Consider the following 21,418-nt stretch of genomic DNA (forward strand, 5'->3'; position numbering starts at 1 on the left):
CTTGGGGTCCCTTGGCTGGACCGTGCTGAATTGACGCGTGAGGCCCTGGGCCAGCAACTGAAGACAACCCACCACCCCTAGAGGAGACAAAACCATGAAATCCATCCATACGCCGGCTCTCGGCGTGGCGCTAGCCTGCCTGGCGTCTGTGCCCGGCGCGGCTTTTGCGCAGTCCAAGGTCGAGCTTTTCGGCGTCGTTGACGTCGGCGTGGCCCGTCTGGGCGGCTCTGGAGCCTCCAAGACCGGCCTTTCCACAGGTGGCGCCAACATCAGCCGCCTGGGCTTTCGCGGCACCGAGGACCTGGGCGGCGGCCTGAAGGCGGGCTTCTGGCTCGAGGCCGGCCTGGACGTGGACAGCGGCGCGGGCAAGGCCACGGGCGGTGGTCTGAACTTCAACCGCCGCTCCACCGTGAGTCTGATGGGCGACTGGGGCGAGGTGCGCCTGGGGCGCGATGATTCGGCGACCTTTCTGAACACGCTGATCTTCGACCCTTTCCTGACCAACGGCGTGGGCGGCACGGGTGCCTTCACCATGCTGGGCATTCCGGGCGTTCCCTCGACCGGCGGCGCTCCCATACAGATCAGCAATGCGGTGAGCTATTTCCTGCCTCAGAACCTGGGCGGCTTCTACGGTCAGGCCCAGCTGGCATTCGGCGAGCAGCCCAGCGGCGCACCCAACAAGCGTGAGGGCGACTATCGCGGCCTGCGCCTGGGTTACCGCCAGGGGGCGTTCAACGGCGCGCTGGCCACGGGCCGGCTCTACGGCAACACCAGCGACACGAATCTGACGGCGAACAATGTGGGCCTGTCCTACGACTTCGGCGTGGCCAAGCCCATGCTGCTGTGGGCATCGGAAAAGCGCGGTGGCACCAAGATCACGGCCGGGCAGCTGGGCGTGACCGCTCCCGTGGGCAATGGCGAGGCCCGTGCCTCCTTCGGCCACTACAACCTGTCCGGCAGCAATGCGGACTGGAACAAGATCAGCGTGGGCTATGGCTACAACCTCTCCAAGCGCACCCAGGTCTACGGCACTTATGCCTTCCTGAAGAACAAGGGCTCGGCGGTGAAGTCCATCGGCGTGCAGGGGCTGAGCGCTCCCGGCACCACGCCGGGCGGAAACTCCAACGGCCTGGAACTGGGCATCCGCCACTTCTTCTGATCCTGCCCCGTCGGGACGGCCTTGGCCGGCCCCGGGGTTTCGGCGGCAGCACGGCTGCCGTACCGCGCGCCCGCCAGGACGTGCGCCCTGGCGGGGCCGGCGGGTGCCGGTCCCGGCTTTTCTCTCTCTCTCAACGCTAGCCGGACTCCTATCATGAAAGACTCACGCTCGTTGCGCTGGTGGGGCGTGGTCACGCTGTTCGTGATCGTCGCCATTTCCTACGTGGACCGGATCAATATCTCGGTCCTCATCACCGATCACGACTTTCTGTCGCACATCGGCCTCACCCCTGACGATCGAACGCGCCAGGGCCTGCTGGCCACGGCCTTCATGGTCGGCTACGGTGTTTCGTCCTTTGTGCTCACTCCATTCTGCGCGGCGCTGTTCGGCGTGCGCCGCAGCCTGTTTGCCGGCTTGCTGCTGTGGGGTGTTGTGACCTTTCTGTCGCCGGCCATGAATAGCTACGGGCTGCTGCTGGCATCGCGCATTCTGCTGGGCGTGTCCGAGGGGCCGCTGTTCTCGCTGGCTGGCAGCTACATCAAGGCGCATTTCGAGAGCCGCGAGAACGGCAAGCCCAACTCCCTGGTCAATATGGGCACCGGACTGGGCCTGGCGGTGGGCTATCCCTTCGTCGGCTACCTGGTCGTGGGCCACAACTGGGAGACCTCGTTCCATGTGCTGGGCCTCATCAACGTGCTGCTGGGCGTTCCGCTGGTCTGGGCCTTTGTGCGCATGCCCAAGGTGGAGACCGGCATGCCCAAGCCCCAGTCGCTGGGCCAGGCCGTGGGCCAGGTCGGCCAGATCGTGCGCGGTGCCATGCACACGCGCTATCTGTGGCTGATCACCATTCTCACGGCGGCCTTTCTGTCCTATCTCTGGGGCAGCAGCAACTGGCTGCCCGCCTATCTCAAGGAGTCGCGCGGCTTTTCCATGCGCGAGATGGGTTGGCTGGCTTCGCTGCCGCAGTATGCGAGCGTGGCTGCGGTCTTCGTGGGCGGCATGATCATCGACCGCATCGCGCGCCGCCAGGTACCGCTGATCTTTGTCTTCGGCAGCCTCGGCGTGGCGATCGCCGTGTGGCTGGCCATCCATATGGAAGACCGCTATGCGGCGGCCTATTGCCTGATTGCCGCCAACTTCTGCTGGGGACTGATGAGCCCGGCCATTCCGAGCACCGTGCAGCATTGCGCACGGCCCGAGCATGTAGCCAGCGCCTATGGCGTGGTCAATGGTGCGGGCAGTCTGGTTGCCGGCTTTATGCCGGCCATCATGGGAGCGGTGATAGGTGCGCTGTCGGCCCGGGGCGGCGTGGCTGCGGGATTCTTCGCGGGCTTTTCAGCGCTGATTGGCACGCAGGTGATCGTGATGCTCTGCGGCATCGTGCTCTGGGTGCGCGAGCGCGGTGCGGAAGCGCAGTCATCGTGATGCGCATGCAAAAAAAGGAGCGCTTGGCGCTCCTTTTTTATGGGTTTCAACATCTTTTGAGTCTGAGATGACCGTCGTTCATTCGTAAACAGCTCCTCTTTTGATAAATAGCGCATTGAGCCGGATGCCACGTATCCGAGCAGGCATCAAGCAAGGCAGGCAAAGGTGTTGTCCCCTCAGGAGGGAAGGCGCGGCGCCGCAGGGGGTTATTTCAGCCAGCCGCGCTTGCGGAAATACAGCATGGGGCCGACAGCGCTCAGAATCATCAGCAGCACCACATAGCCATAGCCGAATTCCCAGTCCAGCTCGGGCATGAACTTGAAGTTCATGCCGTAGACGCTCGCGATCAGCGTGGGCGGCAGCAGGGCCACGCTGGCCACCGAGAAGATCTTGATGATCTTGTTCTGGTTGATGTTGATGAAGCCGACCGTGGCATCCATCAGGAAGTTGATCTTGTCGAACAGAAAAGCCGTGTGGCTGTCCAGCGACTCGATGTCGCGCAGAATCTGGCGCGCTTCCTCGAACTGCTCGGCATTGAGCATCTTGGAGCGCATCAGAAAGCTCACGGCGCGGCGCGTATCCATGACGTTGCGGCGGATGCGGCCGTTCAAGTCTTCCTGGCGGGCGATCGCGCCCAGCACTTCCTTGGCCATCTCGTCGGTCACATCGCCGGACAGCACCATCTTGCTGGCTTTTTCCAGGTCGTCGTAGATGCGCTCCAGCGTATCGGCCGAGTATTCGGCGTCCGCGTCAAACAGCTTGAGCAGCACGTCCTCGGCAGCGTCGATCAGACCCGGTGCGCGACGCGCGCGCATGCGCAGCAGGCGGAAAACAGGCACATCCTCGTCGTGAATCGAAAACAGCACGCCGTGGCTGCGCAGCGCGGCATTGTGCTGGTTGAGGATGAAGGCCACGCGCACCGAGCGGGGGTCTTCGTCATCGTCGATCAGAAAGTCGCTGCGGATATGCAGCTCGCCGTTGTCCTCTTCGTAGAAGCGCGCCGACTCCTCGATGTCCTCGTCCATCGCGTCTTCGGGGATGGACAGCTCGTAGTGCTGCTTGATCCAGCGCTTTTCTTCGAGGGTGGGCGACTCCAGGTCGACCCAGATGGGGCGAAAGCGTTCGAGGTCTGCCAGGGACTCGATTTCTTCCTGAACGAGTCGACCATTGGCCAGCGTAAAGATGTTGAGCATCAGCTCACTCCCGGTTGTTCTTGAGGTTCTGCAGGGATCAGGGCGCTTTCAACCCCCACAGTCTTCACCGGGAGCTGAAAGCTACCAACTAGGGTAGGTTTCCACGGATGTCTTTCAATAATTCGAAGCCAGTGATTATGCTACGTTGCACTGCAGCATGTCGCGTGCGTCATAGTTGGGAGAGTGGGTAAGCGGGGCTTGTCGCCCGCCTGTCACAGCCCCTTGGTAAACGCGTCGGCCTGCACCAGGTCGGCCCAGGCTCCGGCCTTGGCCTGCGGCGCACGCAGCAGATAGTTGGGGTCGTAGGTCACCACCGTGGGCACGCCCGCAATGTGGTGCGGTTCGGCCCGCAGCCGGCCCAGCGCATCATGGCGACCCAGCACGGCGCGTGCACTGGCCAGGCCCAGGACCAGCACGCAGTCGGGACGCAGCTCGCGCAGCAGCGTCTCCAGCGCTGGCTGCAGTGCCTGGGCATGGCTGAGATCGGCATCGGGCGGCGCGCGGTGCAGCGCGGCGCTGAAGACGCGCGGCTTTTCCTGCAGTCCGAGGGCGCGCAGCATATTGTCCAGCAGCCTGGCAGCATCGCCCTGCAGCGCCGTCTGGGCGCAGTCGGCCGCAGGCCTTTGCGCCGGGCTCAGCAGGGGCGGGTTGGCGGCAGGCTCCAGCAGGATCAGCCAGCCACCTTGCTCGGCGCTTTGCACATGCTGCGGCGCATGGGGGTAGACCAGCTGGGCGGGACTGATGGTCCAGCCGAGGCCGGGTTCGCCGGCCGGGCCTGCGGCGGGTTGCTGCACAAATTGGCGCGGCTCGTGCGCCCGGTGGCCGGACAGGTTCTGGGGCGGTGGGCTGACAGGTCTGGTCGGCTGGGTCGGTGCTGGTGCCGGCGCTGCCTCGGCTGTGGGCGCGGCGGCCTGCGCCACGGGCGGGCTTACGGGGGCCGGCGGCGCCACACGCATTGCCGGTGCCGCGACGGGCAGGGGCTCGGCGACCGGTAACGGTGCGGCGGCAACGGCAGTGACGGCAGACACTGCCACGGGTTCCATGGGCTCGGGCAACCAGACGGTGATGCCCATGGCTTCCAGCATGGCCCGCTGGCGGGCGTCCAGGTTCAGGGCCATAGTTTCAGACTCATGAGCACCGCATGTTCGCGCGGGCCGTTGGGGTTGGGGTAGTAGTTCTTGCGCAGGCCGACTTCGGCAAAGCCGTGCCTGAGGTAGACCTCGCGGGCGCGGGCATTGCTTTCGCGCACTTCCAGCCAGATCCATTGGGCATTCTGCTGCCGCGACCACAGAGCCAGCGCATCGAGCAGCACGCGCGCCCAGCCCTGGCGCTGGCAGGCCGGATTGACGGTGATATTGAGCAAATGCACCTCGCCCAGCGCCTGCATGGCGACAAAGTAGCCCAGCAACTGGTGATCGGCATCGACCAGCAGCTGTATCTGGTAGCCGGCCACCATGGCATCCTGGAAGTTGCCGCGCGTCCATGGGTGGACATAGGCCTGCTCCTCGATCGGGAGCAGGGTGTCCAGCCAGAGTGCGGATAGCGGCTCGAAATGCACCAGGGATGCCGCATCCTGGGTGCTGGCGTCGGTGGCGAGTGTGGAGCTGCTGGGCAAGGTCATGAGGTACTTATCGGGAGGCGGCGTCGGAGGCAGCGGCGGCGGCCTTCTCGGCTTCGCGTTCGGCCGTGGTTTTTGCCACTTTATCGCGGATATAGCGCGGCAGCGCCTCTTCGGCCGGCACCGCGCAGCCTTTTGCCAACAGTGCCGGAGCCAGGCGCAGCATGGCCGTGGCCGTGGGCATGGCGTGCACATGGCGGGCGGCGGGTGCCAGCAACTCGGGGTAGACGGGCTGGGCATTGCCCGCCACGGCATGGCCGGCTGCGGCCTGCAAAGCCTCGGGGGCGCAGAGACCGAAGTCCTCGGGCTCGATCCACTGGCCATCCACGTAGCGGAACGCTGCGTGATAGACCTCGTGCATGCGCGCGTCGAGCACGGCCTCGACCTCGGTGCAGCCATGCAGATGACGGGCCTCTTCGGCCACGGTGAGCAGCGAGTCCACGGGCAGCACGGGAACCTTGGCGGCAAACGCCAGACCCTGGGTGATGGCGCAGGCCGTGCGCAGGCCCGTGAAGGAGCCGGGACCGCGCCCGAAGGCAATGGCATCCAGCTGCGCAAAGCTCAGCCCGGCCTCCTTCATGAGCTGGCGGATGGCCGGCAGCAACTGGGCCGACGACTGCTGCGCGCCCGGCCCGCTGTGCTGCCAGATGGCATCGCCACGCTGGACGGCAACAAACAAGGTATCGGTACTGGTGTCGATGGCGAGAAGGTTCATGTTCGGCGGGGCGTCAGCCGCAGGCGGGCTGGAGCGCAATACGGACTGCACTGGGCTGCAGGAGAGGGCAGCGTAGCCCTGCATTATCGGACGCCCGCCGCCAGCTTGCCGCAGGTGCTGCCAATGCCCGGCATGGACGAAGCCCGGCGTAGACTCTGGCCCCATGCTGCAGACCCCCTTCTTTCTTCGCAAGACCCTGAGCGCGCTGGGCGCATCGTTGCTGGCGCTGCTGGCCCAGCCCGCGCTGTCGCAATCCCTGCCTGCCGACACCCGCATTCCCGCCGCCGTGGACGCGGCGCTGCAACGCGCCAAGATTCCGCGCGATGCCGTATCGCTGCTGGTGATGAATGTGGATGGCAGATCGCCACCGAACCTGGCCTGGCGCACACACCAGGCCATGAATCCGGCCTCGGTCATGAAGCTGGTCACCACCTATGCGGCGCTCGACCAGCTGGGCCCTGCCTATGTCTGGCGCACACCCGTCTACCTGGGCGGCCCGGTGGTCGATGGCGCTCTGCGCGGCAACCTCTACATTCAGGGCCAGGGCGATCCCAAACTGGTGCTGGAGCGTCTGTGGCTGATGCTGCGCCGCCTGCAAGGCATGGGCGTCAAGGTCATCGTGGGCGATATCGTGCTGGACCGCAGCGCCTTTCAGCTGCCCGCGCATGATGCGGCGGTCTTCGACAACGAGCCCTGGCGGCCCTACAACGCCTCGCCCGATGCGCTGCTGATCAACTACAAGGCCGTGGCACTGAATATTGCTCCCGATACAGGAGCTGGTGTAGCTCGTATTCAATACGATCCGCCAATGTTTGGCATGGAAAACCAGCAGACAGTTGCGCTGGCTGCTCCTACTTCTGATTGTGGCGACTGGCGCAGCAAGATGCAGCTGGACATGAACAATCCACAGCGCATCGCCTTCAACGGCAGCTATCCGGCAAGCTGCGGCGACAAGAGCTGGTCCATCGCACCGGCGCAGCCCGAGCGCTTTGCCGCCAAGGCGATAGAAGGCATGTGGCGCGAGCTGGGCGGCAAGCTCACCGGCGCCGTGCGCGACGGCGGCGTGCCCCAGGGCCTGCAGCCGGCGTTCCAGTTGGAGTCTCCGGCACTGTCAGAAGTGGTCCGCGACATCAACAAATACAGCAACAACATCATGGCCCAGCATGTGCTGCTCACCCTGGGCATGCAGCGCACTGGCGTGGCCAGCTTCGACTCCGCCAGGCAGTCGCTGGCCCAGTGGTGGGCCGCGCGCTGGGGCAATGCCGAGCAGCCCGTGGTGGACAACGGCGCAGGCCTGAGCCGCAATGCCAGCATCACGGCCAGCGGATTGGGGCAGATGCTGCAGAACGCCTGGGTCTCGCCCGTGATGCCCGAGTTCGTCTCCTCCATGCCCATCGTCGGCGTGGACGGTACGCTGCGCCGCAGCAAGAGCCGGTTTGCAGGCGCTGCCCACCTCAAGACCGGCAGCCTGCGCGACTCGGCGGCGCTGGCCGGCTATGTCGACGGCGCCAGCGGCCAGCGCTATGTGCTGGTGGCCATGGCCAACCATGCCAATGCGGCCGCGGCGCGCACGGCCTGGGATGCCCTGGTGGACTGGACGGCGGCCCAGTAGCCGCTCTGGTGGCCGCCCGCTCTTGGCTGCCCTTTGCGCCTCGACAAACCGGACTCAGGTCCGGTTTTTTGTTGCGTGACAGCCTGATGACCAGGTTCTTGAGCGTTGGATTTTTGTCCGACCATCGGTAATTGCCCGATAACAACGCGGGGATGAGTGTCGCTAGGATGACGCTGAGGAAAAAAGCACGACCGTGCGATTCACAACACCTCAGGAGAACATCATCTTGGCAAGCAAACTCAAACTCTTGGCGGCTGCAATGGCAACGGTGGGCCTGCTGGCGGCCTGCGGCGGCGGAGGCGGTGCCGATACCACCCCCAAGGCCAAGGTCACCTCGGTCAAGGTCATGGGCGACAGCCTCTCGGACAGCGGCACCTTCGGCTACAAGTTCACCGTGCAGGGCAACGACCCGACGACCGGCAAGCCCTATCTGGTCTGGCCCGAGCGCATTGCCGATCTCTACAGCACCTCGCTGTGCCCGCATTACAAGCCCACCAGCCAGACCACGTTTGTGACCGCCAATGCCGGCTGCACCAACTACGCCATCGGCGGCGCGCAGATCAACTATGTCGATGCCTCCGGCCAGGTGGTGAACTCGCCCATCTCCGTGCTGCAGCAGATCAAGGAGGCCGGCGCAGCCGGTGTGTCCTCCAACGACCTGATCCTCATCGATGGCGGCGCCAATGACGCAGCCGCGCTGATCACGGCCGTGCTGACCTATCAGTCGGCGGCTGGAACCTATGCCGTAACGGGTTCGCCTGCCGATGGCGCCAAGGCGCAGGCGGCGCAGAAGTACCTGCAGGCCTTCCTGGCTTCCAAGATCGATACCGCAACGCTGACGGCCCTGCTATCCCAGGGCTCGGACGGCATCGTCAAGGCCGGCGGCCTGTACATGCAGACGCTGGCCCAGAACCTGGCGACCAGCATGCAGACGGATCTGCTGGCCAAGGGCGCCACGCGCATCGCCGTGCTGAACATTCCGGCCATCCAGATGACCCCCAAGTTCACCACCGTGCTGGCCCAGATCGCCCAGGCCCAGGGCACGGCCGCCTCCAAGCAGGCCGAAGCCCTGCTGGACGGCTGGGTGAGCGCGTTCAACGCCACCCTGAAGACCGCCGCAGGCAATGACAGCCGCATCGCCGTGGTGGATTTCTACACCGAGTTCAAGAGCCAGATCTCCAACCCTGCTGCCTACAACTTCACCAACGCCACGGTGGCGGCCTGCTCCAAGATCGGTACCGATGAGCTGTCCACCTGCAGCGCCGACAAGCTGGCCGCCAACATTCCTCAGGGAGAAACCAGCCCCGACTGGTGGAAGAGCTATGTCTTCGCCAACAGCTTCCACCCCACCCCTTACGGCTACCAGCAGATGGGTCAGCTGGTGTCGCGTTCGCTGGCACAGGCCGGCTGGCTCTAAGCCCATCCGCAGCAAGAATCAGGAGAGATAACAATGAAGAAACATATGCGGATTTCTGCCGCCTTTCTGGCCCTGACGGCCTGCGGCCTGGCCAGCGCCCAATCTGCGGGCACCTGGTCGGCACGTGTGGGCATCACCCATCTGTCGCCCGATGTGAGCAGTGGCAACCTGTCGGCACCATCCTTTCCCAACACCAAGGTCGACGCGGGCAGCAATACCCAGCTGGGTGGCGGCATCACCTATATGGTGACCGACAATCTGGCGCTGGACGTGCCTCTGGCCACGCCCTTCAAGCATGACCTGTCGGGAGCCGGCGCGATTGCCGGCGTGGGCAAGCTGGGCAGCACCAAGGCGATACCGGCGACGCTGATGCTGCAGTACCGCTTCAACGAGGCCAAGGCGGCGTTCCGACCCTACGTGGGTGCCGGTGTCACCTATGCCCACTTCTATGGCGAGAAGACCACGGCCACGCTCAACGGTCTGAGCGGCGGCACGCTGGCCAATCCGACCACGGCCGAACTCGACGACAAATTCGGTGCGCTGGCCCAGCTGGGCTTTGTCTACCAGTTCAACGAGCGCTGGTTTGTGGATGCGTCCTACTCCAAGAGCTTTCTGAAGACCAAGATCCACCTGTCTTCGGGCCAGAGCATCAGCGTCAGGCTCAATCCCGATGTGTTCTCTGTGGGGATAGGCTACCGCTTCTGAGGCGGAGCGGCCGACACGAAAAATCCGGGCGGGTCCCGGATTTTTCTTTTTGGCTGCGGCTTCAGTTGTAGTGCTGTGCCGAAGGCTCCTCGCCATGCACGGCCCAGCGGCCCAGGGCCTGGAGCTTGTAGTCCAGCGGATCGTGCAGGGTATGGGTGCGAACATTGCGCCAGAAACGGTCGAAGCCGAGGTCGGCATGGGTGCCGCGTGAGCCCACCACATCGAACATTTCCTGGGTGGCGAACAGGGTGCAGCGATGCGCCATGACCTTGGCTTCGAAGACGGCGATGGCGACCTCGGCGCGTTCCGCCGCGCTCAGCCCAGGGCCGCGCTCCCAGGCTTTCTGCAGCAGCTCTGCGCCGTGGTCGGCCATCAGGGCGGCTCCCGAAATCTGGGCCTGCATCTCGCCCATGCGGCGCAGCAGATAGGGATCATCGGTGGCGCGCTCCACCGCCGAGCCCAGCCAGGGTCGGCCATGTTCGCGCGCGTAGTCGCGTGCCTGTCGGCGCGCGCCCTGGGCCACGCCGACAAACAGATTGACCAGCACCAGCTGCGCCAGGCAGTTGCGCAGCGTATGAAAGGCCGTGACTTCGGCGTTCTCGTCGCGCATGACGGCGCTGGCGGGAAGCTGAACGCGATTGAACTGCACCGAGCCGCTGTCGGTCTGACGCTGGCCCATGGGGTTCCAGTCGTCCTTGACGGAAATGCCGGGCGAAGCGGTCTCAAGCAGGCCCAGAACGGGCTGCGCATGGCCTGCCACGCTGGCCGATACCGTCAGGTAGTGAGAGCCGCGTGTGCCCGAGCAAAAACCTTTCAGCCCGTTGAGCACATAGCCGCCGGCCAGCTCCGAGCTGCGGGGCAGGGCCTGCAGACGCGTGTCGCGCGGGTTCAGTGCATTGCCCCACCAGCCGTTCTCGTCAATGGTGCGGCGCAGCCAGAGGCGCTGCTGCTGGCGCGAGCCATAGATCAGCACGGTGGCGACCTGGAGCTGGTGAAACGCCAGCACATGGGCCAGGGCGCTGTCGACTGCGGCCAGGGCCCGGACATGGCGGTAGATGTCAGGCCAGCTCAGCGCATCGCCGCCATGCTCGCGGGGTATCGCCAGGCGCAGCAGGCCGGCATCGCGCAGCAAGACCTTTTCCGCTGCCGCATGGCCGCCCTGGCGGTCGCGTGCGACGGCGGTTTTTTCCAGGGTGCCGAGTACATCGTTGAAGTGACTGGAGAGCATGGTGAAGAAGGTGGAGAGCGGAAAAGAGGCGGACGGTCAGTGGCAGATGGCTCCGTCTTCCAGCAAGGAGGCTTCCAGCGCAATCGTGCTGACGCGGTTGTCTTGCGCGCGTTGCTGCAGACCGCTGCGCTGCCATTGCTGGAGGGCGTACTGCAGCCAGCGGGTGGACTGCGCATCGGCCTTGGCCAGACGAATATGGGCCTGATCCGTGGTGCGAAAGCGGTTGCCGAGACGGGTGTAGAAGCGCCAGTTGTCCTGTTGCAGCAGGCGCGTGATGACCTCGGGCGACTCGGCCAGAACATGGCATTTGCCGGCCAGAAAATCGCTGACTGCATGAATGCTGGAGGGCGCGAAAAGAGGCTGCAGGCCCTGGGCCTGCAAGGTGCTGGCAGAGGCCTGACCCGTGGCGACGCAGGCCGTGGGTCTGGGGGCGGCCTTCTGCGCCACATGCGGCAGCCAGGAGCTCCAGTGACCGGGGGCATGGCGGCTCCAGAGGGAGGCCTGCTGCTTGAGCACCAGCAATTGCAGGCTCTGCGGCATATAGCTGCCGCCGGTCTGGCGATCGGCAGCGACCGGGCCGTCCTGCGGCGCCACGCCTTCTAGCACCAAGTCGGCATCGCTTGCAGGGGTGATTTTGACGCTGGTGCCCAGTTGCCGGCCTAGCCAGCCCGCCAGGGCTTGGTCATAGACATCGGGCTCTGGCGGCAAGGGCTCGCCAGGCAGTGCAGGGCGCGCATAGCTGCGCAGGGCCACATGGAGCACGCCCTGGCGCTGCACCTGCTGCAGCACCGGGCCTGCAGCCTCCGTGCCGCCGAGATCCGGCAGTGCCGGCCAGAGCACGCCAGCCCCTGCGGCAGCGGCTGCCAGGGCGGTGCCGGCAATCGCCAGGCGTCGCCAGGATTGCGTGGCGCTACTCATGAAATTCCAGTCCGCTGCGCCAGCGCGTCAGGCGCTTCTCCAGCAGGGCCAGTCCATAGTTGAGGGCCAGGCCCAGAACGGCCAGCAGCACGATGCCGGCATACATGCTGGGGATCTGGAAGATCTCCTGGGAGTTCAGCGTGAGAAAGCCCAGGCCTGCATGCGAGCCGATCATCTCGGCGGCGACCAGCGCGGTGATCGAGTAGGCGCCCGCCAGTCGGATGCCGGTGAAGATGGATGGTGCCGCCGCCGGCAGGATGACCTTGAAGAAGATGAAGCCGCGCGAGGCCCCCATGGACAGCGCCGAATGGATCAGCAGCTTTTCCACCTGCTTGACGCCGCTGATGGTGTTGAGCAGCACCGGCCAGAAAGCGGCCCAGAAGATGATGGCGATCTTGGAGGCTTCACCGATGCCGAAGAACAGCAGAAAGACCGGAAACAGCGCCAGGGCCGAGACCTGACGGAACAGCTGCAGCAAAGGGGCGACGAAGGCCTCGAAGCGGCGCACCACGCCCATCAGCAGGCCCAGCGCCACGCCTGCCACGACGGCCAGAATCAGCCCTGCCAGCGAGCGCTGCAGGCTGGCCGCCACATGCTTGCCCAACTGGCCGGTCTGCGCCAGCTGGACGATGGCCGCCAGAACTGCGGATGGTGGGCTGAGAAAGGCTGAATTGACCAGTCCCGCGCGAGGCAGGAATTCCCAGATGGCAAAGAACAGCAGCACGCAGGCCGAGCGCTCCAGCCATTGAAGCCCGAGTTGCCGGGAGGAAAGCAGCGACACCGGCTTGGCGGGACGCCGGGATGGGGATGCGGCCAGTTGGCTCATATGGCAAATCCTCGCAAGGCCAGGCTGAAATCAGGGGCGGTGGGCAGCAGCGGTGCCAGCGGTTGCTGGCGGTGGCCGCTGGCGAAGGCGACTTCGTCGCGCAGCACATCCCAGGCCTGTTCGCGCAGCTGCACAAAGGCCGGGGCGTGGCGTATTTCGGCGGGGCGCGGACGCGGCAGCGCTATGTCCAGGACGGATTTGATGCGACCGGGTCGGTGCGTCATGACGGCGATGCGGTCCGACAGATAGATGGCTTCATCGAGGCTGTGGGTGATGAAGACGATGGTGGTCTTGTGCTGCTCCCAGATGCGCAGCAGCTCGGACTGCAGGATTTCGCGTGTCTGGGCATCCAGGGCGGCAAACGGTTCGTCCATCAGCAGCAGGCTGGGCGAATAGGCCAGGGAGCGGGCGATGGCCACGCGCTGACGCATCCCGCCCGAGAGTTCGTGCGGGTAGCGCTGGCCGAAGCCGCTGAGCCCCACCAGGTGCAGAAACTGCTCGGCAGTCTCCCGGCGCTCGCGTTTGGGAATCTTGCGGATCTCCAGCCCGACCTCGATGTTCTCCAGCACGGTGCGCCACGGAAACAGCGCATAGCCCTGGAACACCACGCCCTGCTCGCGGTTGATGCCGCTGGCCGGCTGGCCGTCGATGCTGATGCTGCCGCCGGTCTTGCGCGCCAGCCCGGCCAGCACATTGAGAAACGTGGACTTGCCGCAGCCTGAAGGACCGAGGAGGGTGAAGAACTCGCCTTCACGGATATCGAGATTGAAGTCCTGCAGTGCGGCGATCTGCTGCTTGCGGCCGCGCTCGTCGGCGATGGCGAAATCCATGCGCACATCGCGCGCCCGGATCTTGATGGCGGGTCCAGAGTCGTCGAGGGCCGTGCTCATGTCGCCGCTCCCTTGGCAAAGGGGTTGAACTCGTTGGTGTACACATCCTTGACCGCCACCTTGCCCGGCTGCAGCTTGCCTTCACGCTCCAGCACGTCGATGTAGTACTGGATGGGCGGCTCGGTGATGATCTGGTCGTCCACATAGGCATAGCGCTCCACATGCTTGAGCTCCATGCCCAGACGCTCGGCCGTGTAGCGGCGTGCTTCGTCGGTGTTGGCGTTGACCCAGTTGCCGGCCTTGGCGATGGCGGTGACCACATCGCGCACGGCCTGCGGGTTCTCGCGCGCAAACTTGCCGTTGACGCTATAGGGCGCCATGCCGCCCAGGCCGCGGTCCAGGTCGTAGTCGGTCCACAGGCGCTGCAGCTCGGGGTTGGCTTCGGCACCGCCGGAATGGGGTGGGTGGATGATGGCCAGATCCACATTGCGGCCGATCACGGCCTGCTCGCCCTGGTTGTCGGGAACGACCAGGAAGTTGATCTTGTTGACATCGGCGCCGTGCTCGCGGAAATAGGTCTTGGAGACAAACTCGGCGCAGGCGCCGAAGCTGTTGAAGCCTATGGTCTTGCCTTCCAGATCCCTGGGCGTGCGGATGCCCGAATCCTTGCGCACGAAGTACTTCATATGCGGTGCCTCCTGCAGCGTCTTGCTGCCGGCGGCAATCACCTTCATGTCGGCCCCGGCCGCAATGGCCGAAATCACCAGCGGCACCATGCGCGAGCCGAAATGGATGTCGCCCGTGCCGACCAGCGGAATGATCTGGGGGGCGGCAATCTTGCCCACATAGTTGGGGCGGGTGGAGGTCCCGTCGAAGTAGCCCAGTCTGTCGGCCAGATAGATCAGGTCGAAAGAGGGGTTGTCGGGATAGTTGAAGGGAACGACCTTGCCATTTTGTGCCGTGCGGGTGGTTTCGCTGCTGGCCTGGTTGTCGGAGCGCGAGCAAGCCGCCAAGCCCAGGGATGCTGCACTGATGGACAGAAGCTTGCCAAGCGCGTCGCGACGGGTTCCCATGGTTCTAACCTTTGAAGTTGCTGTTGAAGCAAGCAAGGTTAGAGAAGGCGTCTAATAAAGAAAACGAATAAAAATTTGTATCTTTACTTGAAAATCAGCTAAGAGGCCGCTCAGCCCGCAGCCGCGGCACGCTGCAGGCGGTCGCGCACGCCTTCCCAGTCGGCAGTGTCGGGCGGGGTTTCGATCCAGATCAGCTTGGCACCCCAGTCGTCGAAATTGCGCAGCATGCCGAACAGCTCGCGGGCCACGTCGCGCGGCTCGTCGGACATGCGGCGCAGCAGCAGCTGGGTCGTTGTGACATTGAGGGGGCTGCGGTGATAGATGGCAATATTCCTGCCATCCTTGCCCAGGATGTCCAGCGCCGATTGCAGCTGTCCGGCATCCATGAGCCGCACCTTGGCGTTGGGCGCGTAGTGCGCCAAAAGCGTTCCCGATGCACGTGGGGTATCCGCAGTCAATTCTTCTTTCGAGAGCGGTCGCAGGCCGCAGGCACGCTCGATATCGTCACGCGTGATGGCGCCGGGGCGCAGCAGCACGGGCACGCCCCGCGTGCAGTCGACGATGGTCGATTCAATGCCCACTTCGCAGGCGCCGCCATCGAGCACCAGCAGTTCTTCGCCAAACTCGGTGGCCACATGCTCGGCCGTGGTGGGGCTGACGCGGCCGAATTTGTTGGCGCTGGGGGCCGAGACGCCCCAGACCGGCGGATCAAGCTGCTGGCAAGCCTGCAGCACCGCATGGGCCACGGGGTGGGACGGGCAGCGCAGGCCCACGCTGTCCTGGCCCCCGGTCGATGCCTTGGCAGCATGCGGCAGGCGCGGCAGGATCAGGGTCAGCGGGCCGGGCCAAAACGCGTCGATCAGTTGCTGGGCAAAGACCGGGACTTCCTTGGCATAGCGGGTGATGGCGGCCGCATCGGCCACATGCACGATCAGCGGATGGTTGGCCGGGCGCCCCTTGGCGGCAAAGATCTGCGCCACGGCGGCGTCGTTGTCGCTGTCTGCGGCCAGACCGTAGACCGTCTCGGTGGGCAGGCCCAGCAGCCGGCCTTGCTGCAGGGCGAGCGCAGCGGCTTGTACCGAGGCTTCCAGCGTTCCATCCAAGATCATTTCAATTCCTCTTTCATGCACTGCGCCGCCGTATGTGCGGTGCTTTTGCGCTTGCAGAGCATCAGCGAAGGACGCCGAGCAAGGGCCGCCCCGCAGCGAGGGCGTCGTCCCCCTCCCGCGTAGCGAGAGAGGGGGAAGCGGCAAAGCCGCTCAGGGGGTGTTATCAGAACGCTTCAATGCCCAGGATCTCGGCCGCCTTCAAAGCGGTTTCACGCGCTTTTTCGGGGCTGGCCGCGGTGATGTTCAAGTGGCCCATCTTGCGGGCCGGCTTGGCATCGACCTTGCCATACAGATGCAGGTGGGCGCCTGGCAGGGCCAGGATCTGATCCCAGGCAGGAGCCTTGGCGGTTTCGCCGTCCTTGAACCACAGATCGCCCAGCAGGTTGAGCATGACGGTGGCGCTGTGCTGGCGCGGCTGCACCAGGGGCAGATTGGCCATGCAGCGCACTTGCAGCTCGAACTGCGACACATCCATCGCGTTCTGGCTGTAGTGGCCGCTGTTGTGCGGGCGCGGGGCGATCTCGTTGACCACCAACTGGCCGTTGTCCAGCACAAAGAATTCAACGCAGAGCACGCCCACGTAGTCGAGGCCGATAGCTACGGATTTCGCAGCGGCTACCGCTTGCTCTGCCTGTGCTGCTGGCACGTTGCCTTCGTAGACCTCTGTCACGGCCAGAATGCCGTCGCGGTGCAGATTGCGCTGGACGGGCAGGTTGACGATGTCGCCATTGCGGCCGCGGGCCACGATGACCGAGCATTCGTGCGCCAACGGCAGCATTTTTTCGAGCACGCAGGCTACCTGCTTGAGCTCGTCCCAGGCCTTGATCAGCTCGTCGCGGGTCTTGACGCGGATCTGACCCTTGCCGTCATAGCCCATACGCGCGGTCTTGAGGATGCCGGGCAGCAGTGCGTCGTTGACGGCCGCCAACTGCTCGGTCGTCTCGATCACGGCATAGGGGGCGCAGGGGACGCCGCATTTCACGAAGTGGGCTTTTTCGGCGGCGCGGTCCTGGGCGATCGCCACGGCCGAACCGGCGGGCGATACGGGCAGGCTCTCGGCCAGCTTGTTCAGCGAGCCGGCGGGCACGTTTTCGAATTCGGTGGTCACTGCCGCGCAGAGTCCGGCCAGCTCGGCCAGGCCCTTGGGGTCTTCGTAGCCGGTGCGCACATGCTGGTGGCTTACCAGACCGGCGGGGCTGGTCTCGTCCTTGTCCAGCACGGCGGTGAAATAGCCCATGGCCTGAGCGGCATGGGCAAACATGCGGCCCAGCTGACCGCCGCCCAGCACGCCGAGGGTCGCACCCGGCAGTATCACTTGCGTGTCGCGGGTGCTCATGCGTTCACCGGCAGGGTCATGTTGCGGGCCGCTTCGGTCTGCTCGGCGCGGAAGGCTTCGAGCTTTTTGCGCAGCTCTGCGTCTTCGCTGGCCAGCAGGGCCACGGCAAACAGGGCCGCATTGGCCGCACCGGCATTGCCGATGGCAAAGGTGGCCACGGGCACGCCCTTGGGCATCTGCACGATGGAGTGCAGCGAGTCCACGCCTTGCAGGTGGCGGCTGGCCACGGGCACGCCGAGCACCGGCACGGTGGTCTTGGCGGCAATCATGCCGGGCAGGTGGGCAGCACCGCCGGCGCCGGCGATGATGGCCTTGAGACCACGGTCGGCTGCAGCTTCGGCAAAGCGGAACATGTCGTCCGGCATGCGGTGGGCCGATACGACCTGGGCTTCAAAAGCGATACCGAATTGCTGGAGGATGGCAACTGCGTGTTGCATGGTGTCCCAGTCGCTGCTGGAACCCATGACCACGCCAACTTGGATGGGGTTCATGTTCTTCAGGGCGCTGCCGCCCGGCCTAGTGGAACCCCTGATTTTACGTTTTCGCTGCATTGCCGGGCAGCTGTGGGGCAAAGCCACCCGGTCAAAGCATCTATGACCCCCGGATGCGGGCGGCCGCGTTGTCGCGTGCAAAGCCCAGCACGCGGTCCCTGAATACATGGACGACCCAGGCCAGCGCGACGAGGGTCTGCAGGCTCAGAGAGGCCGATGGCAGATAGCTCAGCCAGGAGCCGGCCTGCGCTGCTGCATCCGAAGGAGCCATCCACATGGCCACGACCGGCTGGACCAGCATGGCGCCCCTATGGCCGCCAGCGCCATAGGCCAGCAGCGGCGCGGCGATGTTGAGGATCAGCCAGGCGACGACAAACGAGGCCAGCGGGGACTTGAGCTTGCCCGTCAGCAGGGCGAAGCCGGTCAGTAGCAGGCAGTCGCGCAGCAGATGCAGGCACAGATAGAGAGTGAAGCTGTTGAGTTCGCCGTTGATGGCGGCCTCCAGGCTTTGGGGGGCGAACAGCAGCAGCAAGGCCATGGCAAAGCCCAGCAGCAGGCTGACCGGCCACAGCGGCAGCGCCTCCAGTGCCTCACGCCAGCGCTGGCGGCTGACCGACCATTGAACCTGGCGCCAGGCGCGCAGATGCTGGTCCATGTGCTGCAGGGCGACATAGGCTGTGCCGATCAGCGCGATCCAGGCGGTGCTGCTGAAAAATGCGGCAATGCCCAGGTTGAGCGTGCCGGCCGCGAAAAATCCCGTCAGCGCCAGGCCCAGCGGCCAGGCCCAGGGCAGGGTGTGTACATCGAGCCGGGTGCAGAGCTGGCGCCACAGGGCCAGCAGGCCCAGGCCCAGTATCAGCGCACCGGCCAGATAGGCCAGGCCCAGGCCGCCCACGTCCAGGCCCCACCAGAACACCGGGGCGGCATCGCTGTCCACCATGCCTTTGTAGACATGGTCGATGAAGGGGCCGGGGGCGAAGAACAGCAGCAGAAGGGGCAGCAGGGCCGCGCGCCGGCGATTGATGGGCCTGTCCCTCAGTCCCCAGCTCATGAGCACGGAGTTCATGGCCCAGGTCTGCAGGCCCAGGCCCCAGAGCACGGCCAGGCCAATCGTGTGCTGCAGCTTCAGGGGCTCCAGTGCCCAGAAGTGGGTCACGCCCACCACGGCCAGCGCAAACCACAGCACATACAGCCAGGCCGGCAAGGTGGCGCCCAGCAGCTTGCCCCAGGCCATCTGCCAGGGCGTGAGCACGGACAGACGTTGCCAGTCCCAGGTGTTCTGGCTGGCTTCCTCGGCCAGACTGCGTCCGGCCAGCACGCTGCCGTAGATGATGGCGGCCAGGTACAGGCCGGCGATGGCGGTCATGCTCAGCGTGCCGGGCAGACCCTTGGCAGAGGACAGGGCGAAGGGCAGGGCCAGGATGAGCAGGCTCAGGCCCAGGCTCCAGGCCAGCAGCGAGGGGCGCCAGTTCAGCCAGAGCTGGCGCTGGAATTCGGGATTGCGTTGGCTCATGCTTGCTCCTGACTTTCGGTATCGCGGGACTGGGCCGTGCGCGCATAGCGGTCCTGCAGCCGCTCGCGCACCGGGTACAGCGCGGCGACCGGAATGCCGGCCTGCACCAGCTGGGCCAGCCATTGGGCGCGTGCGCCGGCGGCCGCAGGCAGCCACAGCTGGATCGGGCGGCGGCCCGTGGTGTCGAAGTCCTGCACCGAGGTGCTCAGCAAGGCCTGACGCAGGCGCATCTCCAGCCCTTCGCCTGGCTCCATGGTCACTTCCAGCGCATAGAGCTGGGGCTGCAGGCCCTCGCCATGGGCGTTCTGCAGCGCCTCGTGGCTTTCGATGCGGCCGTCGCGAATGCTCAGGATGTGGGTGCAGTACTCGTCCAGCTCGCTAAGGATGTGGCTGGAGACGATCAGCGTCATGCCCTGGGCCTGCAACTGGCGAAACAGCGTCGAGAGGCTGCTGCGCGCATCGGGGTCGAGGCCGCTGGCCGGCTCGTCGAGCAGCAGCACGCTGGGCTGATGGACGATGGCCTGGCCGATCGCCACGCGCTGGCGCTGGCCGCGCGAGAGTTCGGTCGGGTGGCGGTGCAGCAGCTGCGTCAGGCCCAGTTGCTGGGCCACCTGCTGCACGCGGGCCTCCACGCTGTCGGGCGCCACGCCCATGGACAGGGCCGAGTACTGCAGGCAGCGCATCACGCTGAGCCGGTCGTAAAGGCCGTAGAAATCCGAGAGATAGCCCAGGTGGCGGTGCACCTCGCGCGGCTGCTCCTCGACCGACAGGCCCTTGACGCGAACCTGGCCTGACAGCGGCTGATCCAGTCCGGCAATGCAGCGCATCAGCGTGGACTTGCCGGCGCCGTTGGGGCCGACGAGTGCCGTCACGCTCCCCGCAGCGATGGACAGGCTCACGCCGTCGAGGGCGCGGTGGCCTGGATATTCAAACACCAGTTGTGAAACTTCAATCAAGTCTGCGCTCCTTGGTTCGCAAGCAATATAGCCCAGGGGCGAGCGCGGCTGCGGGGCGCTTACTCTTGAAACCGTAGCTGCTTGCTTATGCAGTCCATTGGTTTTCGGCATAAAACACCTCGAATCGACCTTGAAACATGCGCAAGCTGCTCCCATCTGAGTAGCAAAGACCCGGTTCGACCTGGTCTATGGCTTGCTCTCGCGCATTTGCGTGGAGAATCGCAGCATCGCGCGGTGGGCACTCTGCTGGAGTGGCCGGCTCGCAGACTTTTCAGCGCCGCTGCCCGCGTGGCAGCGCACAAGCAGCATTGGGAATCACATGATTGACGTCACCCTCGAGAATTTTGAAGCCGAAGTCGTAGCCGCCTCCATGGCCGTGCCCGTGCTGGTGGACTTCTGGGCACCCTGGTGCGGCCCCTGCAAGACGCTGGGGCCGGTGCTGGAAAAGCTGGAAGTCGCCTATGAGGGCCGCTTCAAGCTGGTCAAGATTGACTCCGATCAGGAGCAGCAGCTGGCCAGCATGTTTGGCATTCGCTCCATCCCGACCTGCGTGCTGATGATCGGCGGCAAGCCCGTGGACGGCTTCATGGGCGCCCAGCCCGAAGGCAAGCTGCGCGAGTTTCTGGACAAGCATCTGCCCTCCGAGGGCGAGCTGGCGGCAGAAGCCGATGCCGACGAAGCCCAGGCCCTGCTGGAGTCCGGCGACACCCAGGCGGCGCTGCAGAAGCTGGCCGACGCGCTGGCGGCCGACCCGGCCAATGACGATGCGCGCTTTGACTATGTGCGCCTGCTGATCGCTACCGGCAGCTTCGAGGAAGCCGCAGCCCTGCTGGCCGAGCCCGTCAAGCGCATTCCCCAGCCGCTGCGCTTCGAAGCGCTGAACCAGTGGCTCAAGGCGCTGGAATTCGCCGTGCAGGGCGACAATGCCGACGTGGCCAAGTACGACGCCGCCATCGCGGCCAACAAGCGCGACTTCGACGCCCGCTTTGGCCGCGCCCGTGCCCTGCTGGCCCACAGCCAGTGGACCGATGCCATGGACGAAATGCTGGAAATCATCATGCGCGACAAGACATGGAACGATCAGGCGGCGCGCAAGCTCATCGTCGGCGTGCTGGAGCTGCTGACTCCGCCCAAGCCCAAGAAACAGGACGCCGTGCCCGGCAAAACCAGCGGCGGCATCGAGCTGCTGGGCAAGAACAGTGCTGAGCAGGACGAGGCCACGGCGCTGGTCAACAGCTATCGCCGCAGGCTGAGTATGGCGTTGAATTGAAGGCTCCCCCTGAGGCGCTTGCGC

Annotated in this window: 20 protein-coding genes; 6 read left to right on the forward strand and 14 right to left on the reverse strand. The window is 65.2% G+C overall.

Going from position 1 to position 21,418, the window contains the following annotated elements; all coding sequences use genetic code 11:
• Positions 1 to 94: 94 nt before the first annotated feature.
• Positions 95 to 1,159 (forward strand): porin, encoded by a 1,065-nt coding sequence (locus F3J24_RS15530; RefSeq protein WP_167008100.1) that lies wholly within the window; start codon positions 95 to 97, stop codon positions 1,157 to 1,159.
• Between the two features lie 153 nt (positions 1,160 to 1,312).
• Positions 1,313 to 2,584, forward strand: coding sequence for an MFS transporter (locus F3J24_RS15535; protein ID WP_167008103.1), 1,272 nt, complete (start codon positions 1,313 to 1,315; stop codon positions 2,582 to 2,584).
• Positions 2,585 to 2,790: 206 nt separating this feature from the next.
• On the opposite strand, the gene corA is transcribed toward F3J24_RS15535, so the two are convergent.
• The 4 genes from corA to tsaB all read right to left on the reverse strand — a co-directional run bounded on the left by corA (position 2,791) and on the right by tsaB (position 6,110).
• Positions 2,791 to 3,777: a magnesium/cobalt transporter CorA gene (gene corA, locus F3J24_RS15540; protein ID WP_167008106.1), complete on the reverse strand. Its 987-nt coding sequence runs from the start codon at positions 3,775 to 3,777 to the stop codon at positions 2,791 to 2,793.
• A gap of 212 nt (positions 3,778 to 3,989) precedes the next feature.
• Positions 3,990 to 4,895, reverse strand: coding sequence for a uracil-DNA glycosylase family protein (locus F3J24_RS15545; protein ID WP_167008109.1), 906 nt, complete (start codon positions 4,893 to 4,895; stop codon positions 3,990 to 3,992).
• Entirely contained in the window at positions 4,886 to 5,398 is a 513-nt protein-coding gene (gene rimI / locus F3J24_RS15550) for a ribosomal protein S18-alanine N-acetyltransferase (RefSeq protein ID WP_167008112.1), read from the reverse strand. The genes F3J24_RS15545 and rimI overlap by 10 nt, the downstream gene beginning before the upstream one ends.
• A gap of 7 nt (positions 5,399 to 5,405) precedes the next feature.
• Positions 5,406 to 6,110, reverse strand: a complete 705-nt coding sequence (gene tsaB, locus F3J24_RS15555) for a tRNA (adenosine(37)-N6)-threonylcarbamoyltransferase complex dimerization subunit type 1 TsaB (RefSeq protein WP_167008115.1) — start codon at positions 6,108 to 6,110, stop codon at positions 5,406 to 5,408.
• 163 nt (positions 6,111 to 6,273) lie between these two features.
• On the opposite strand from tsaB, the gene dacB reads away from it, so the two are divergent.
• The 3 genes from dacB (at position 6,274) to F3J24_RS15570 (ending at position 9,844) form a co-directional block, all read left to right on the forward strand.
• Positions 6,274 to 7,722 carry a D-alanyl-D-alanine carboxypeptidase/D-alanyl-D-alanine-endopeptidase gene (gene dacB, locus F3J24_RS15560; protein ID WP_167008118.1) on the forward strand — a complete coding sequence of 483 codons (1,449 nt, stop codon included), beginning with the start codon at positions 6,274 to 6,276 and terminating at the stop codon, positions 7,720 to 7,722.
• 226 nt (positions 7,723 to 7,948) lie between these two features.
• On the forward strand, positions 7,949 to 9,139 hold the full coding sequence (locus F3J24_RS15565) for an SGNH/GDSL hydrolase family protein (RefSeq protein WP_167008121.1): 1,191 nt from the start codon (positions 7,949 to 7,951) through the stop codon (positions 9,137 to 9,139).
• Between the two features lie 33 nt (positions 9,140 to 9,172).
• Positions 9,173 to 9,844 carry an OmpW family protein gene (locus tag F3J24_RS15570; RefSeq protein WP_167008124.1) on the forward strand — a complete coding sequence of 224 codons (672 nt, stop codon included), beginning with the start codon at positions 9,173 to 9,175 and terminating at the stop codon, positions 9,842 to 9,844.
• 61 nt (positions 9,845 to 9,905) lie between these two features.
• On the opposite strand, the gene F3J24_RS15575 is transcribed toward F3J24_RS15570, so the two are convergent.
• From F3J24_RS15575 to F3J24_RS15620, 10 genes are all read right to left on the reverse strand, one after another.
• Positions 9,906 to 11,072 (reverse strand): acyl-CoA dehydrogenase family protein, encoded by a 1,167-nt coding sequence (locus F3J24_RS15575; RefSeq protein ID WP_167008127.1) that lies wholly within the window; start codon positions 11,070 to 11,072, stop codon positions 9,906 to 9,908.
• A 36-nt stretch (positions 11,073 to 11,108) separates the two neighbouring features.
• Complete coding sequence (locus tag F3J24_RS15580; RefSeq protein WP_167008130.1) at positions 11,109 to 11,990, reverse strand: hypothetical protein; 882 nt, start codon at positions 11,988 to 11,990, stop codon at positions 11,109 to 11,111.
• Positions 11,983 to 12,816 carry an ABC transporter permease gene (locus tag F3J24_RS15585; protein ID WP_167008133.1) on the reverse strand — a complete coding sequence of 278 codons (834 nt, stop codon included), beginning with the start codon at positions 12,814 to 12,816 and terminating at the stop codon, positions 11,983 to 11,985. The genes F3J24_RS15580 and F3J24_RS15585 overlap by 8 nt, the downstream gene beginning before the upstream one ends.
• A complete protein-coding gene (locus tag F3J24_RS15590; protein WP_167008136.1) occupies positions 12,813 to 13,706 on the reverse strand; it encodes an ABC transporter ATP-binding protein in 894 nt (297 codons plus the stop codon). Before F3J24_RS15590 ends, F3J24_RS15585 begins: the two co-directional genes overlap by 4 nt.
• The gene (locus tag F3J24_RS15595; protein ID WP_003072550.1) at positions 13,703 to 14,719 is read right to left on the reverse strand and encodes an ABC transporter substrate-binding protein; all 1,017 of its coding nucleotides are present in this window, start codon (positions 14,717 to 14,719) and stop codon (positions 13,703 to 13,705) included. Before F3J24_RS15595 ends, F3J24_RS15590 begins: the two co-directional genes overlap by 4 nt.
• Positions 14,720 to 14,829: 110 nt before the next feature.
• On the reverse strand, positions 14,830 to 15,828 hold the full coding sequence (locus tag F3J24_RS15600) for an L-threonylcarbamoyladenylate synthase (protein WP_167008139.1): 999 nt from the start codon (positions 15,826 to 15,828) through the stop codon (positions 14,830 to 14,832).
• A 163-nt stretch (positions 15,829 to 15,991) separates the two neighbouring features.
• The gene (locus tag F3J24_RS15605) at positions 15,992 to 17,164 is read right to left on the reverse strand and encodes a 5-(carboxyamino)imidazole ribonucleotide synthase (protein ID WP_167008142.1); all 1,173 of its coding nucleotides are present in this window, start codon (positions 17,162 to 17,164) and stop codon (positions 15,992 to 15,994) included.
• Positions 17,161 to 17,655 carry a 5-(carboxyamino)imidazole ribonucleotide mutase gene (gene purE / locus F3J24_RS15610; RefSeq protein WP_019044139.1) on the reverse strand — a complete coding sequence of 165 codons (495 nt, stop codon included), beginning with the start codon at positions 17,653 to 17,655 and terminating at the stop codon, positions 17,161 to 17,163. The genes F3J24_RS15605 and purE overlap by 4 nt, the downstream gene beginning before the upstream one ends.
• A gap of 100 nt (positions 17,656 to 17,755) precedes the next feature.
• Entirely contained in the window at positions 17,756 to 19,168 is a 1,413-nt protein-coding gene (locus F3J24_RS15615; RefSeq protein WP_167008145.1) for a hypothetical protein, read from the reverse strand.
• On the reverse strand, positions 19,165 to 20,124 hold the full coding sequence (locus F3J24_RS15620) for an ABC transporter ATP-binding protein (protein WP_167008148.1): 960 nt from the start codon (positions 20,122 to 20,124) through the stop codon (positions 19,165 to 19,167). The genes F3J24_RS15615 and F3J24_RS15620 overlap by 4 nt, the downstream gene beginning before the upstream one ends.
• A gap of 319 nt (positions 20,125 to 20,443) precedes the next feature.
• On the opposite strand from F3J24_RS15620, the gene trxA reads away from it, so the two are divergent.
• Complete coding sequence (trxA, locus tag F3J24_RS15625) at positions 20,444 to 21,394, forward strand: thioredoxin (protein ID WP_043006621.1); 951 nt, start codon at positions 20,444 to 20,446, stop codon at positions 21,392 to 21,394.
• The last annotated feature ends 24 nt before the right edge of the window (positions 21,395 to 21,418 follow it).

Source organism: Comamonas sp. Tr-654, from assembly GCF_011752915.1.
Classification (GTDB): Bacteria; Pseudomonadota; Gammaproteobacteria; order Burkholderiales; family Burkholderiaceae_C; genus Comamonas.

Coding starts and splice junctions, on each gene's coding strand:
- F3J24_RS15530 (WP_167008100.1), top strand. CDS start 95: ATGAAATCCATCCATACGCCGGCTCTCGGCGTGGCGCTAGCCTGCCTG.
- F3J24_RS15535 (WP_167008103.1), top strand. CDS start 1,313: ATGAAAGACTCACGCTCGTTGCGCTGGTGGGGCGTGGTCACGCTGTTC.
- corA (WP_167008106.1), bottom strand. CDS start 3,777: ATGCTCAACATCTTTACGCTGGCCAATGGTCGACTCGTTCAGGAAGAA.
- F3J24_RS15545 (WP_167008109.1), bottom strand. CDS start 4,895: ATGGCCCTGAACCTGGACGCCCGCCAGCGGGCCATGCTGGAAGCCATG.
- rimI (WP_167008112.1), bottom strand. CDS start 5,398: ATGACCTTGCCCAGCAGCTCCACACTCGCCACCGACGCCAGCACCCAG.
- tsaB (WP_167008115.1), bottom strand. CDS start 6,110: ATGAACCTTCTCGCCATCGACACCAGTACCGATACCTTGTTTGTTGCC.
- dacB (WP_167008118.1), top strand. CDS start 6,274: ATGCTGCAGACCCCCTTCTTTCTTCGCAAGACCCTGAGCGCGCTGGGC.
- F3J24_RS15570 (WP_167008124.1), top strand. CDS start 9,173: ATGAAGAAACATATGCGGATTTCTGCCGCCTTTCTGGCCCTGACGGCC.
- F3J24_RS15575 (WP_167008127.1), bottom strand. CDS start 11,072: ATGCTCTCCAGTCACTTCAACGATGTACTCGGCACCCTGGAAAAAACC.
- F3J24_RS15580 (WP_167008130.1), bottom strand. CDS start 11,990: ATGAGTAGCGCCACGCAATCCTGGCGACGCCTGGCGATTGCCGGCACC.
- F3J24_RS15585 (WP_167008133.1), bottom strand. CDS start 12,816: ATGAGCCAACTGGCCGCATCCCCATCCCGGCGTCCCGCCAAGCCGGTG.
- F3J24_RS15590 (WP_167008136.1), bottom strand. CDS start 13,706: ATGAGCACGGCCCTCGACGACTCTGGACCCGCCATCAAGATCCGGGCG.
- F3J24_RS15595 (WP_003072550.1), bottom strand. CDS start 14,719: ATGGGAACCCGTCGCGACGCGCTTGGCAAGCTTCTGTCCATCAGTGCA.
- F3J24_RS15600 (WP_167008139.1), bottom strand. CDS start 15,828: ATGATCTTGGATGGAACGCTGGAAGCCTCGGTACAAGCCGCTGCGCTC.
- F3J24_RS15605 (WP_167008142.1), bottom strand. CDS start 17,164: ATGAGCACCCGCGACACGCAAGTGATACTGCCGGGTGCGACCCTCGGC.
- purE (WP_019044139.1), bottom strand. CDS start 17,655: ATGAACCCCATCCAAGTTGGCGTGGTCATGGGTTCCAGCAGCGACTGG.
- F3J24_RS15615 (WP_167008145.1), bottom strand. CDS start 19,168: ATGAGCCAACGCAATCCCGAATTCCAGCGCCAGCTCTGGCTGAACTGG.
- trxA (WP_043006621.1), top strand. CDS start 20,444: ATGATTGACGTCACCCTCGAGAATTTTGAAGCCGAAGTCGTAGCCGCC.